Origin of the sequence: Paeniroseomonas aquatica, assembly GCF_030409335.1 — a bacterium.
Lineage (GTDB): Bacteria > Pseudomonadota > Alphaproteobacteria > Acetobacterales > Acetobacteraceae > Belnapia > Belnapia aquatica.
Map to the genome: position 1 here is coordinate 1 of NZ_JAUFPN010000127.1, position 13241 is coordinate 13241.

General features: G+C 68.1%; 9 protein-coding genes. 7 read left to right on the forward strand and 2 right to left on the reverse strand.

Annotated features, from left to right (window positions below):
- The 7 genes from QWZ14_RS11515 to QWZ14_RS11545 form a co-directional block, all read left to right on the forward strand.
- Positions 1 to 1528, forward strand: a 1528-nt coding sequence (locus QWZ14_RS11515; RefSeq protein ID WP_456307237.1) for a hypothetical protein, incomplete at its 5' end; no start/stop codon positions are given.
- Entirely contained in the window at positions 1525 to 3114 is a 1590-nt protein-coding gene (locus QWZ14_RS11520) for a tetratricopeptide repeat protein (protein ID WP_290316805.1), read from the forward strand. The genes QWZ14_RS11515 and QWZ14_RS11520, both read left to right, overlap by 4 nt.
- Position 3115: 1 nt before the next feature.
- Complete coding sequence (locus tag QWZ14_RS11525; RefSeq protein ID WP_290316806.1) at positions 3116 to 4132, forward strand: GAF domain-containing protein; 1017 nt, start codon at positions 3116 to 3118, stop codon at positions 4130 to 4132.
- Positions 4129 to 5196, forward strand: a complete 1068-nt coding sequence (locus QWZ14_RS11530; RefSeq protein WP_290316807.1) for a tetratricopeptide repeat protein — start codon at positions 4129 to 4131, stop codon at positions 5194 to 5196. The genes QWZ14_RS11525 and QWZ14_RS11530 overlap by 4 nt, the downstream gene beginning before the upstream one ends.
- The gene (gene pelF, locus QWZ14_RS11535; RefSeq protein WP_290316809.1) at positions 5187 to 6713 is read left to right on the forward strand and encodes a GT4 family glycosyltransferase PelF; all 1527 of its coding nucleotides are present in this window, start codon (positions 5187 to 5189) and stop codon (positions 6711 to 6713) included. The genes QWZ14_RS11530 and pelF overlap by 10 nt, the downstream gene beginning before the upstream one ends.
- Positions 6713 to 8092: an exopolysaccharide Pel transporter PelG gene (pelG, locus tag QWZ14_RS11540; protein ID WP_290316810.1), complete on the forward strand. Its 1380-nt coding sequence runs from the start codon at positions 6713 to 6715 to the stop codon at positions 8090 to 8092. The genes pelF and pelG overlap by 1 nt, the downstream gene beginning before the upstream one ends.
- A gap of 300 nt (positions 8093 to 8392) precedes the next feature.
- Positions 8393 to 9913, forward strand: coding sequence for a site-specific integrase (locus QWZ14_RS11545; RefSeq protein ID WP_290316811.1), 1521 nt, complete (start codon positions 8393 to 8395; stop codon positions 9911 to 9913).
- 1910 nt (positions 9914 to 11823) lie between these two features.
- Here the strand turns inward: QWZ14_RS11545 and QWZ14_RS11550 are convergent.
- Both QWZ14_RS11550 and QWZ14_RS31980 read right to left on the reverse strand, forming a co-directional pair.
- Positions 11824 to 12804, reverse strand: a complete 981-nt coding sequence (locus QWZ14_RS11550) for a hypothetical protein (protein WP_290316812.1) — start codon at positions 12802 to 12804, stop codon at positions 11824 to 11826.
- The gene (locus QWZ14_RS31980) at positions 12752 to 13051 is read right to left on the reverse strand and encodes a helix-turn-helix domain-containing protein (protein ID WP_353959300.1); all 300 of its coding nucleotides are present in this window, start codon (positions 13049 to 13051) and stop codon (positions 12752 to 12754) included. The genes QWZ14_RS11550 and QWZ14_RS31980 overlap by 53 nt, the downstream gene beginning before the upstream one ends.
- Positions 13052 to 13241 lie beyond the last annotated feature (190 nt).

Genomic DNA, 13241 nt, shown 5'->3' on the forward strand with positions numbered 1-13241 from the left:
GCTCGCCGTGCTGCGCCGCGGCCACCCTTCGGCGGCAGCGGACCACGCCTGGGCGGTCGGCGCCGCCGCGGCCGGGCAGGCGCCGGCGGTGGCGGCCTGGCTTGCCACGCCGGCCGGCGCGGCGCTGCCCGTGGACCTGCTGCAGGACCTCCTGCACCTGGCCGTCGATGCCCGGGCGCTGCCGCTCGCCCTCGAGGTCGCGGAGCGCCTGGAGGCCGCCCGGGGCGCGACCGAGGACCGGCAGCAGGTGATCCGGCTGCTGCTCGAGCTCGGCCAGCCGCGCCGGGCGCTGGACCGGCTGCGCGGCCTCCCCGAGGGCGACGCATTCCCGGAGGCGCTGCGCGAGGCGGTGCTGCTCGATGCCTGGCGGCAGGGCGCGCCGGTACTGGACGAGGCACGGGCGATCGCCCGGCAACGCCTCGCCGCGGCGGCGACGCCGGCGGCGCGGGACGCGGCGGTCACCCTGCTGCTGGAGCTGCGGGCCGAGGCGGAGGCGCTGCCGGTGCTGCGCGCGCTGGCCGTGGAGGCCCCGCAGCGCTGGCTCTGGGCGCATGAGCGGGCGGCCGTCGCGGCGGGACGGCGCGGCGAGGCGCTCGCCCTCTGGGCCAGCCTCGCCGCCCGGCCGGGCGTGCCGGCCGAACTGCGGCGCCAGCTCGCCTTCCGGCTGCTGGAGGCCGGCGACAAGCGGGGGGCGGAGGGCGGGCTGCGGCTGCTCGCCGCGGCGGCGCCGCCCGAGAGCCCGGATGTGCGCCAGCTGCTCTACCTCTGGGGCCCGCGCCCGGGAGGCGAGGCCCTGGACTGGATCGAGGCGCGTGCGCGGCGGGCGGAGGGGGCGGAGCGGGCTGCCTGGATGCGGGTGCTGACCGACCGTGGCGCCCCGGCCCGGGCCGTGGCGGTGCATCGCGCCGGGGCCGGGGCGGCGCTGCCCGCCGGGACCGCCGCCTGGCTGGCGGCGCTGGAGGCGCAGGACGATCGTGTCGCCCTGGCGGCGGCGGTGCGCGAGGTGCTGCCGGGCGCCACCTCCGGCGACCTGCTGCGGCAGCTGGCGCGCCTCGCCGCCCGGGCCGGCGAGGCGGAGCTGGAGCGGCAGGCGCTGGAGCGGCTGGCGGCCAGCGGCGGGGCGGGGCCGGAGACGCAGCGCCGGCTCGGCGTGCTGGCGCATCTCCGGCGCGACCGCGCCGCGGCGGAGCGGCTGCTGCAGGCCGTCGTGGCCGCCGAGGCGGACGACTACGAGAGCTGGACCATCCTCGGCGACATCGCCGCCGCCCGGCGCGACCCCTCCGCCGCGCGGCAGCGCTACGCCGAGGCGCTGCGGCGGCTGGAGGAGGCCGCGGACCGCTCCACCCGGGCGCGCGTGCTGCGGGCGCATCTGCTGCACGGCCTGGGGCGCGAGGCGGAGGCGGCACGGCTCTATGAGGCGCTCCTCGTCGAGCGGCCGCGGGACCGGTCGCTGCGGGCCGATTATGTCGCCCTGCTGATGGAGCAGGGGGCGGTGCGCGCGGCGCGCGCGGCGCTGGTGCTGCCGTGAGGCCTGCGCTGCTGCGCGGCCTGGCGATGCTGCCGGCGCTGCTCCAGGCCGGCGCCGTCGCCGCGGCGGCGCTCTGCGGGCCCGGGGGGGCGACCGCGGTGCCGGGGGAGGCGGCCGCCATCCTGCTGCCGGGGCTGTCCGGCGCGGCCAGCCGGCAGACCGGCCGCGAGGTGCTCCTCGCGGTCCCGGGCGCGCTGCCGCCGGTCGACGCCGAAGCCCTGGCCGCCTGCGCCGACGGGCTGCTGCAGGGCGTCAGCCTCGGCTACGACAGGCTGCTGCTCACCCTCGCCCCGGGCGTCACCCTGGCGACGCGGCCGACCGCCGAGGGCCTGCGCCTCGCGCTGGCGCGCGAGCCGGCGGCCGCGGCGCCGGATGCCGCGGCGGGGGAGGGCGATGCTCCGGCCGAGGACGCGGGCACGCTCCGGCTGCGGCTGCTCGAGGCCCAGCTGGAAGCGCGGACCGGCCAGCTCGCCCGGGCGCGCGACGGCTTCGAGGCGCTGCGCGGCGCCATGCCCGACAGTCCCGAGCCCCTGGCGGGCCTCGCCGGCATCGCCGAACGCAGCGGCCGCGGCCGCGAGGCGATGGCCCTCTACCGGGAGGCGCGGGGGCGCGACCCGGAGGCCCCCGACCTCGCCGAGGCGATCGCCGCGCTGGAACGCAGCGCCGGGCCGCGGTTGCGGGCCGACCTGGAATACCGCGAGTCGCAGGGCGGCGTGGGCACCGGCCGGGCCAGCGCCGTCATCGGCGGGCTCGACCTGCAGCAGCCCTTCGGCGACGGCTGGCGGCTCGGCCTCGCGGCCGAGGTCGCGGGCATCGACGCGGCCCAGGTACAGCGCGGCGACGGCCGGGTGGGCTCCTTCGCCGGGGCGCGCGAGCGCGGCGAGCTGTCGCTGCGGCGCGACTGGATGGGCGGCCAGGCCGTGGTCGGCTCGCTCTTCCTGACCGAGGGCACGGCGGGGCTCGGGCTGCGGGCCGAGCTGCCCGACGATGCCGGCGCCACCCTGCTGCGGGCCGAGCTCCGCCGGCCCTACTGGGACTTCTTCCAGGCCATGATCGACCGCGCGACCCGCGACCGGGTCGCCGCCGGCCGCCGGCAGGTCCTCGCCAACGACCTCACCGGCAGGCTGGAGGTCGGGGCCAACCGCTACGGCATCGCCGGCGACCGGGATGTCGGCAGCACCGTCTCGCTGACTGGCGAGCTGCGGCTGGGCAACCTGGCCGGCCTGCGCGGCCTCTCGGCCGCCTATGTCCTGGAGGCCGAATACCTGCTGCGGCGGGACGAACGCACCGGCGCCGCCGGGCAAGGCTACGCGCCGCTGCAGCTGCTGGACCGCGAGGTGCATGCCGTGGTCCTGGGCCACGCCCGGTCCTGGCGCACCGGCACACCTGGAGGCGTGGTCACCACCGAGCTCTCGGCCGGCTACGGCGTGGACCGCTACGGCCGGGCGGGGCCGATCGTCGGCGGGGCGTTAGGCTATGCCTTCGACCGGTTCGAGCTGCGGCTGCGCGGCAGCCGTGTCGAGAACATCGGCCGGGCACGGGGTACCACCTCGGTGTTCGGCGCCAGCCTCAGCTGGTACTTCTGACATGACTCCAGCCCCGGTTGCCGCCGAAGGCCTGCCGCGCCGCTGCCTCGGCCTCCGCCTCGCGGCCATCCTCGAGATCCTCGCCCTGCTCGGGGCGATGCTCCTGCTCGACCGGCTGGCGCTGGGCAACGACCGCTTCGCCAGCCTCTCGCCGCATCCGTTCTGGATCGTGGTGCTGCTGGCCGCCGCGCAGTACGGCGCGCGGGAGGCGCTGTTCGCGGCGCTGCTCGCCACCGTCGCGCTGCTGGCTGGCCAGCTGCCCGAGCAGGCCTTCGGCGAGGATCTCCCGGCCTGGCTGCTGCGGGTCAGCACGGTGCCGGTGCCCTGGTTCGTCGCCGCCGTGCTGCTGGGCGAGATCCGCGACGGCCACCGGCGCCGCGCCGAGGGGCTGGCGCAGTCGCTGGCCGAGCTGCGCATCCAGGCCGCGGCGATCACCCAGGCCTATGAGCTGCTCTCGGCGACCCGCGCCGAACTCGAGGCCCGGGTCGCCGGCCAGGTACGGACCGTGCGCGCGACCTATGCGGCGGCCCGGGCCATCGAGCGGCAGGAAACCGAGGAGGTGCTGATCGGCGTGGCGTCCCTGGTGCGGGAGATGCTGAACGCCTCGCAATTCTCGCTCTTCCTGCTGAACGGCCAGCGGCTCGAGCTGGCGGCGGCGGAGGGCTGGGGCAGCGGCGACCGCTTCAGCCACGGCTTCGATGCCGCCTCGCCGCTGTTCCGCGCGGTGGTGGCCGAGCGGCGGGTACTGACCACGGTCCGGCCCGGGGACGAGGCCTTGCTGCGGGGCGAGGGTATCCTCGCCGGGCCCTTGGTCGGCGGGGAGACCGGCCGGGTGGTCGGTATCCTGAAGGTGGAGGCCATCCCCTTCCTCGAGCTCAACCCCACCACCGTGCAGAATTTCCACATCCTCTGCGACTGGATCGGCAGCGCCTTCGACAAGGCGCTGCAGCATGAGCGCCTCCTGGGCACCCCGGCGGACGCACCAGCGGACGCGCCGGCGAAGGCCCTGGCACCATGAGCGTCGCCTCCCCCGCGGCCGCCCTTTCGCTGGCCTGCCTGGCGACGACCGGAGCCGAGGCGGCGGTCGCCTGGGCGGCCTTCGACGCCGCCTTGCCGGCGACGACGCTGCTGGCCTCGCAGGCCGCGCTCTCGGCCGTGCTGCTGGCCGGCTGCGGGCTCCTGTACCGCGGCGGCGCGCGCAGCCCGCCCGGCCTGCTGCTGCTGCTCGGCAGCGCGGCGATGGGGCCGGCCGGGACGGTGGGGGCGGTCCTGGCCCTGCTGCTCCATCGGCTCTTCGCGCGCCGCGCCACGCCCTTCGCGGCCTGGCATGCCGCACTCTTCCCGGAGGTCGAGGTCTCGCCGGTCCGCGCCCTCTATGAACGCATCGTCCTGCGCGGCGCCGGGCCGGATGCGCGCGGCGGCGTGGCGCCCTTCGCCGACATCATGGCGCTCGGGACCGTGGCGCAGAAGCAGCTGGCGATCAGCGTGATCGCCGACGAATTCCGGCCTGCCTTCGCGCTGCCGCTGCGCGCGGCGCTGAACGACGCCGAGCCGGCGATCCGGGTGCAGGCCGCGACCGCCATGGCGCGCATCGAGAACCGCTTCCTCGAATGCGCCATCGCGCTCGAGGAACGGCGGTCGGAGAGGCCAGAGGATCCCCTGTCGCTGCTCGCCCTGGCGCGGCACCACGACGCCTATGCCCATACCGGCCTGCTCGATGCCGGGCGTGCCGCCTCGGAGTGGCGCCAGGCGCTCGAACTCTATGAGCGGGTGGCGGCGCTGCGGCCGACGGATGCCGGGCTGGAGCAGGCCCGCGGACGCCTGCTGCTCCGCCTCGGCCGGCCGGCGGAGGCGCTGCAGCGGCTCGCGCCCCTGGTCCGGCAGGGCGCGGCGCCGCCGGAGGTGCTCGCCTGGTACCTGGAATGCCTCTACCGGCTCGGTGACCGCGGCGCCCTGCGCCGGGCGGCCGCCGAGCTGGCACCGCAGATCGAAGGCTCGGCGCTGCCCTTCGAGGTGCGCGAGGCGGTCAGGCTCTGGGCCGCGCCGGATGCCGCGACGAAGGAGCCCTCGACATGCGCCTGACGACCCGCCCCCCGGCCCGCGAGGCCGATATCTGCATCGTGCTCGAGGGCGCCTATCCCTTCATCGCCGGCGGCGTCTCCTCCTGGACGCATGAGCTCATCCGGGCGCAGTCCGACCTCAGCTTCCACCTGGTCACCCTGACCGCGGACGAGACGCCGAAGCCGCTGCGCTTCGACCTGCCGGCGAACGTCATCCAGATGACCGAGATCCCGCTGCAATGCGTCGAGACCCGGCTCGAAGGCGGCCGCGAGGTCGAACGCCTGATCGGCGCGCTGGCGGAGCCGCTGGGACGGCTCTGCGCGGGCGGCGGCCTCGAGGCCTTCAGCGGCGTGCTGGCGGCACTCAAGCGGCACCCGCGCGCCGCCATGCGGGCCGCCCTGATGAATTCGGAGGCGAGCTTCCGCATGGTGCAGGCGATGTACGAGGCGACGGTGCCGGGCAGCTCCTTCCTCAACTACTTCTGGAGCTGGCGGGCGCTGGCCGGCGGGCTGTTCTCGGTGCTGCTGGCGCCGCTGCCGCGGGCGCGGGTCTACCACGCCATCTCCACCGGCTATGCCGGCCTGCTGGCGGCGCGCGCCGCGCTGGAGACGGGGCGGCCCACCCTGCTCACCGAGCACGGCATCTACACCAACGAGCGGCGCGTCGAGATCGCCATGGCGGAGTGGCTGGCCGACCGGCTGCCCGGGCTGCTCGGCATCGAGGCGCGGCGGCGCGACCTGCGCGACGTCTGGATCGACGCCTTCACCGGCTACTCGCGCGCCTGCTACGAGGCCTGCAGCCGGATCACCACGCTCTACACCGGCAACCAGGTGCTGCAGCTGCGCGACGGGGCGCCGGCGGACCGCCTGCGGATCATCCCCAACGGCATCGACTACGAGGGCTTCTCCGCCATTCCGCGGGATCCGGCGCCACGGCCGCCCACGGTGGCGCTGATCGGCCGCGCGGTGCCGATCAAGGACGTCAAGACCTATATCCGCGCGGCCGCGCTGCTGCGGGCGAAGGTGCCGGAGGTCCGCGTCCTGCTGCTCGGACCGACCGAGGAGGATCCCATCTACTTCCGCGAATGCGAGGAGCTGGTGGCGCATCTCGGCCTGCAGGGCACCTTCGAGTTCGCCGGGCGGGTGAAGCTGCACGACTATCTCGGCAAGGTCGACGTCGTGGTCCTGACCAGCATCAGCGAAGCCCAGCCGCTGGTGCTGCTCGAGGCCGGGGCCGCGGGGGTGCCGAGCGTCGCCACCGACGTGGGGTCCTGCCGCGACATCATCGAGGGCCGGGCGGACGAGGACCCGCCACTGGGCCCGGCCGGCTTCGTCACCCCGCTGGCGGATCCGACCGCGACGGCGGAAGGCATCGCGGCGCTGCTGCTGGATCCCGCCCTGCGCGCCCGCTGCGGCGAGGCGATCCGGCAGCGGACCGAGCGCAGCTACAACAAGCAGGTGGTCGACCGGCTCTACCGCGAACTCTACGAGGAGCACCTGGCGCTGCCCGACCGCCCGGCGCCGCGGGTGGCGGCCTGATGGCGGGCGTCGGCTTCGCGCTGCGCCGCCTGGCGCAGCAGGACACGCTGACCGCCGGGGTGCGCGCCTATGCGCATGCGGCGGTGATCTCCTCCGGCCCCTGGCTGCTCACCATCCTCGCGCTCGGCGGCGTCGACCTGATCGGGCGCGGGCTGCTGGAGCCGGAGGCGCTGCGGCGGTTCTCGCTGGTGGTGATCTACAATTTCGCCTTCTCGCTGGTCACCACGGGTCCCATCGTCATGGTAGTCACGCGGCGGCTCGCCGACATGATCCATGCGCGGGAAGCGGCGGAGGCGCCGGGCATGTTCCTCGGCGGCCTCGCCGTGGTGCTCGCGCTGCAATCGGCCATCGGCCTGGCCTTCTACGGCTTCGCCGTGGACATGCGCTTGGCCGAGCGGGTGCTGGCGGTGGTCGGCTTCCAGCTGGTGGGCGGGATCTGGCTGGCCGCGGCCTTCCTCTCGGCGCTGAAGAGCTACGGGACGGTGTCGGCGAGCTTCGCCCTGGGGATGGGATGCGGCTTCCTCGGCGCCGCGCTGCTCGCGCCGGCTCATGGCGTGCTGGGCATGCTCTTCGGCTTCACCGCCGGCCTTCTCGTCCTGTTCTTCGCGCTGGCCGCCCGCATCCTGGCCGAGTATCCCGGCCCGGCCCTGCGGCCCTTCGCCTTCCTCGGCGAGGTCCGCCGCTACTGGGAGTTCGCCCTGGTCGGCCTGCTCTACAACGCGGCCATCTGGGTCGACAAATGGATCATGTGGCTGGGCCCGGGGCAGCTGACGACCGCCGGCGCGATGCCGTCCAACCCGGCCTACGACGGGGCGATGTTCCTGGCCTACCTGACCATCGTGCCGGCGATGGCGGTCTTCCTGCTGGCCGTCGAAACCCGCTTCTTCGAGCGCTACCTGCGCTTCTACCGCGCCATCGAGGCGCATGCGACCTTCGCCGAGATCGCCGAGAACCACCGCGGCATCCTGCGCGAGCTGGGGGAGGGGCTGCGGAACCTCGCCGTGCTGCAGGGGGTGGTGTGCTACCTGGCGATGCTGGTCGCGCCCGGCCTGGTCGGCATGGCGCAGGGCGGGGTCGAGATGGTCTCGATCTTCCGCTTCGGGGCCCTGGGCGCCATGTTCCACCTGCTGCTGCTGGCCGTGATGGTGGTCGTGGCCTATTTCGACGTCCGGCGGCTTCTGCTGTCGATCGCCGCGGTGTTCCTGGTGCTGAATGCCGGCCTGACCCTGGGCGCGCTGCAACTCGGCCTCGGCTACAGCGGCTACGGCTATTGCGCTGCGGCGCTGCTGACCCTGGTCTATGCCTATTCGATGACCGCCTCGCACATCCTGCGGCTGCCCTACATGACTTTCGTCGGCAACAATCGCGGGCTGCGCTGATCCGTGGGGCTTCCGTGCGGATCAGGCCCTGGTCGGGCCAGGCCAAGCCGGCATCGCGCGGGGAAAGCGGCCGAAGCGTGGCCATGATCAGGGGTGGAGCCGGCTAGCCGCGCCGTCCTATGCCGGCAAAGGCGGGCCGACTTCAACGCTGTCAGTCGATGAACGCCTGATGGCGTCCCCAAGGGGAGGGGAATCCAAAGCATCAAAATATCCCGTTTTCTCTAAGTGCGAGGCTTTTCCTGGACTATAGCCCGAAACGTTGCTACGAAACGATGCTACAAAACAGTCCGAAGCAACCTAATGCCATCCCTCCCGAAGTACCTCCACCTGCGCGGCACCACTTACTATGTCCGCCGCCCGATCCCGCCCGACCTCCAAAGCGCCTTCGGGAAGAAGGAGCTATGGATCAGCCTTGGTACAACCGTGCGGAAAGAGGCGGAGGGTAAGTCCCATGGGGTCCTGGCGAACCTTGAGCGGGACTTTGAGGCCAAGCGAAGGCACCTGGACGCCGATAGGGCCGAAGGAGAGTTCCTGGCCTCTCCAACCTTCAACGGCGTTCTTGAGACGACGGCGAGGCTGGCCTTGGACCTCCACGTGGGGGGCGGGTCATATGCGCCAGCCACAAAAAGCGAAGCCGAGGCAAGGGCCGTGGCTTTTGCCCTGCTCACCGGCTTTCAACAACCTCGGCCTATATCCCGCGAACAAGCCCTCGGGGAGGTTGACCGCGTCATCGACGAGATTGATGTGCAGGCCGCCACGGCAACACTTGTCATCGGCAAGGACGAGGACGGAGGGCCAATCTTCGGCGTGCCGGAGCGGTACGTTGAGCCGGTGATGGCATACATTCAGGAACTGGCCGACGCGGATAAGCGGACCTTGTCGGCCCAAAAGCAATTGATCGCGGGTGCCGGGGGGACGGCGCCTTATAGTCCTACCAGTAGCGTTCCTAGCGCGTCCCTTACCGCCCTTTCGACCCAGTGGGTGGCCGAGCGGAAGCCAGCAAAGTCATCTCAGGCAGATATGCGGACGGCCATCACTCGCTTCGAGCGGGTAAACGGCGCGCTTGGGTTTGCGGATATCACGGATGAACACGCACGTCGGTTCAAGGCTAGCCTGATCGCTGATGAGGGCCTTAAGAACGCTACCAAGCGGAAGTTATGGGGGATGCTTGGAGCGTTGATGAGCGTTGCTGTGAACGATCGGTTGGTAGAGGACAACCCCTTTGCGCGCGTCAAGATTTCCCTCAACGACGATTCAGCAGCGCGTGAGGTCCTTACCTCGAACGATCTGGCAAAGGTGTTTGGGAAGCTACCGCTCGAAGAATGGTGGATTGCTCGGATTGGCCTCTACAGTGGGGCGCGGCTTGGCGAAATCTGCCAACTAACCAAAGGTGATATCCAAATTATCGATGGCGTTGCCTGCATAGTCATCAGGCCTGACGCTGAGGCTGGTAAATCCGTCAAAACCCGTAGCTCGATCCGAAAGGTCCCTATTCATCGGCAACTGTTTGCGGACGGACTGCTAGAGTGGGTTGAAGGGCGGCCGGGCGATCGCTTGTTTACCTTTGACCACGCAGCCGCCAGCAAGCGTTTGAACCGCCGAATGCGAGACGCAGGAATGGGTGAAGGCAAGGTGTTCCATAGCTTCCGACATACATTCAAGGGCGTGGCAAGGCGCTATATGGAGCAAGAATGGCACGACCATTTGACGGGACATGCAGCGGCTTCGGTGGGGCAGACGTATGGAGACTATGACCTGCGTACTCTAAAGGAGAAATTGGACCTGATCGACTTCGGATTCGATCGATTCACGAACATTTAGCTGCTATTACTGGCAGCTCTCAGGTCTTCCCACAGTGCGCCTGTCCCGAACTGGGCTGCCGGAATTCACGCTCGCCGAATTTATGGCGCCACAACGCAGTGAGTCGATGATAGCTCAATCCTATTAAGTCGTTCGCTTGATTGCACAGCTAGCTGCGGCAGGCATTTCAGTTAGTTTTCGGGGTCTACAAGCCTCCCCTCGTCACGCACCCGCCGCCGCAAGCCAATCAAAAAATGTTCGAGTCAATATTCCTGGTCTTGAATAGATGCTGTGGCGCGGCGGTAGATCAGACACCCTAGCTTTAGCCCAACTTGCCTGGAAGGTGGAATCACTCCCACCTTCCATTTCAAATCGGGCGAAAGACGCACAGAAACAACGTTGAGCCCAGACAAAATAGCAGCCCGAAATGTATATAAACTGAATATTATTTTATTTGGCGAAATGCCTCGACGTCGCGGTAATCTGCAGCATTTAGACACGCCACCCCAAGGACACTATTTCCGACTTCCTGGGCTAGGCCGGCGTTACCCTTGCGGTTTGCAACGCACCAACGGTGTATGGCAGCTACGCAGTCAGGGGCTTGTGCCTTCCCAGTACTGTCGCAGCCTCCGTGATGGGTCCGAAGGTAATCGATTGGCACATCTTCGTAGACGTTGGGCTGGAAGCAAGCGACTCCCCAAGCGTCGAGTCCAACTTCCTGCACAAGCCCTGCACCGCCTCTTCCTTCGGCTGCACACCACCGATGACTTGCGGACATACATTCCGAACTTTGTGACTTTGCATCAGCATCGCATCCTGGGTGCAACTGCCTGATTTGCGTCCGACGCACGTCCCCATACCAGGAAGTTCTAAAGCAAGCCACACCAATAACATTGCTTCCTACTTCCTGGGAAAAGCCGCCACCACCGCGGCTCTCACAATATCTGTGGATCGCTGCCGCGCAATCGGGGGACCGGGAGACATTTGGAAAACACCCGTCATGGTAAGCATTTAGGTTTTCTGCGGCAAAGGCGCTTGAAGCATAGAATATTTGTGCGAGCCCAATTAGGGCCAGAAGGCCGATTATTTTTATTCCCATTTTTTTCATGGATGCCTCCATAAAGATAAAACAGGCACAACCGCGGCGGCGCACGGTGCAGGCCTCCTAGAAACATAAGTCGGCTGCTTTTGAAACCATGGCCCGCCATCATCTACCTTATGCCTAACCTTGCTGTTTTGCCAGTTTTTTTAGCTTCCCTCGCGCAGCTAAACCTCGACCGCTGGCGCTCAACATCACTGCGGCGCCGCAGGAGTTAGTTGGTACACTAAAGATAGAACTTCTCTCTGCGCATTAAATGAACGGGTTGAGTTGGTATGCCACTATCGATGATTAATGCATCAACAAATCGATACTGCAAGTTAGTTAAAATAATCATGCAGTGAAGATCAATATGGCTTTATCGCCAATGATGTATAATGAGGTGGCCCGGATCAGTCAGACAGATTGATGGCCGGGATAAGCCCGATCCTGTTTGTCGTAAGAATGCCAATTTCGTCCCTTCTTCTGCCACATACACGTCGTCGAAGGTCTACCCCGCCGGAGCGTTGTGGGGGTGAGCGGCCCTAAATAGCTAATTCACTTAGACCGAACCGCACCATGACCTCCTCCGACTTTCAGGCAGGAGCCGATTCATAGTGTTCTACACGCGACAGGCCAACAGCTTGCGCGTTGCCCAGTCATCACCACGACCATAAAGAGCAAACCGCGCCGTATGGGCAGGAGGCTAATATCGGCGCAGCGTAGCGTTCGATTTGATGCAGGAATTACTTCGTCTCGGTCGGATTTATGTGCCAACACTCGGCTTTGACTCTTGGCCTCAGTTTGGTAGGCATGGCGACGCGACCGAAAATGACAGAGATGCTACTATAGCCTATGCAACCTCATCCACATCTTGCTCCAAAATATTGGCAGCAATGTTGGCACGCGAAACTGTCAGCTTGGCTGTAACGGAAGCTTCGCGTTCGGCAGCGACGCGTAGTAGGTCACAAGTCAGCTTCTCAGCGGATGCTGGAACAAGGATTCCGTCATGCAGGGGAAGCCCTAGGGTCCTTTTGTTTTGGAGCCCCTGCACGACTGTGAGCATGATATCGGACTCGATACCCATCAGCATATGCGGCAATACCCGCTTCGGGTCCGCAACATGGGTAAACTCTACCGCTACGCGCCAAGGCTCTCCTAGCCAGGGGTAGCGGCGCAGGACGGCAGCCATAACCGCGAGTGGATCAATGTCCGCGAGGGATGGAGTGGCAAGGAGGCGGTCCTTTGCCCACTTACGAACGGGGCTACCCTTGCCTAGTGTGGCGTTGATCCATGCCTTAACCACTTGCCTGGAAAAACCGGGCACATCGTACAAATCCCCATCAGGCAGTTTGAGGCCCATCAGGCCATGCATGATCGACAGATGCGACGCGCTGATGTCGATTTCCGATACGGCCTCACCGGCAATGCGGATTTTAGCGAGGCGCTCCGAAGCCGGCATACTTTGGTAGTTGCCTTCGCCAGCCGCGTGCAAGCGTCCATAGAGTCGGAAATCGCCTTTGAAGTGCCGCGACCAGCGCGGTGGGCGGCAACCCACCACCGGCACTGTTGCCGCAAAGCGGTTGAGGGCCTCGACTTCGGCGCTCAACGCAGAGCCAATGGGATCATCAGACGGAATCGCTAGGTTAGGCCCTCGCACCGCGTTCGGATGTGCGGGGATGGCTTGCAGGACAATCGGCTGGCGAACCTTTGGCACCTTTGACGTGGGGTCACGGCGCCAACCGAAATCGGTGGCGACGGTGTCGATATCGATCCCGTATTCATGGGCAAGGTTGAGGTGTGGATTCCAATCCAAGGCGGCCAGGTATTCCAATCTGNGAACCAGACCTCGATCCGCTCAGCCTCGGGGTGGTCGGCCGCGACCTGCGCGAGGGCTTGCACAAAGCCCCCTTTTTGAACCGCTCCTGGGCGGCGCGGTCGGTCTCGGCATGGCGGGATCGCGGCGTCTGCCAGGACAGGTCGAGGCTGCGCATCAGCTTGCCCATGCCGGTCTCGCTGTAGCTCACGCCGAAACGCTCCTGCACGATCTGGCAGAGGTCGATCAGCCGCCAGGTCGACACCCCGTCCGCTTCCGGATCCGGCCCCTGTGTGGATTCCAATCCAAGGCGGCCAGGTATTCCAATCTGATGGCGGCCACCCTACCGATCTGATGGCGGCCACCTTTCCAATCTGATCCCGGCCACCCTCCACAGAGCAGGAGGTTCGCCCGGATCGGAGATCGTTTCGAAGGTCAGTGTTCACCTGGCTCCA

Coding starts and splice junctions, on each gene's coding strand:
- pelG (WP_290316810.1), top strand. CDS start 6,713: ATGGCGGGCGTCGGCTTCGCGCTGCGCCGCCTGGCGCAGCAGGACACG.
- pelF (WP_290316809.1), top strand. CDS start 5,187: ATGCGCCTGACGACCCGCCCCCCGGCCCGCGAGGCCGATATCTGCATC.
- QWZ14_RS11525 (WP_290316806.1), top strand. CDS start 3,116: ATGACTCCAGCCCCGGTTGCCGCCGAAGGCCTGCCGCGCCGCTGCCTC.
- QWZ14_RS11530 (WP_290316807.1), top strand. CDS start 4,129: ATGAGCGTCGCCTCCCCCGCGGCCGCCCTTTCGCTGGCCTGCCTGGCG.
- QWZ14_RS11545 (WP_290316811.1), top strand. CDS start 8,393: ATGCCATCCCTCCCGAAGTACCTCCACCTGCGCGGCACCACTTACTAT.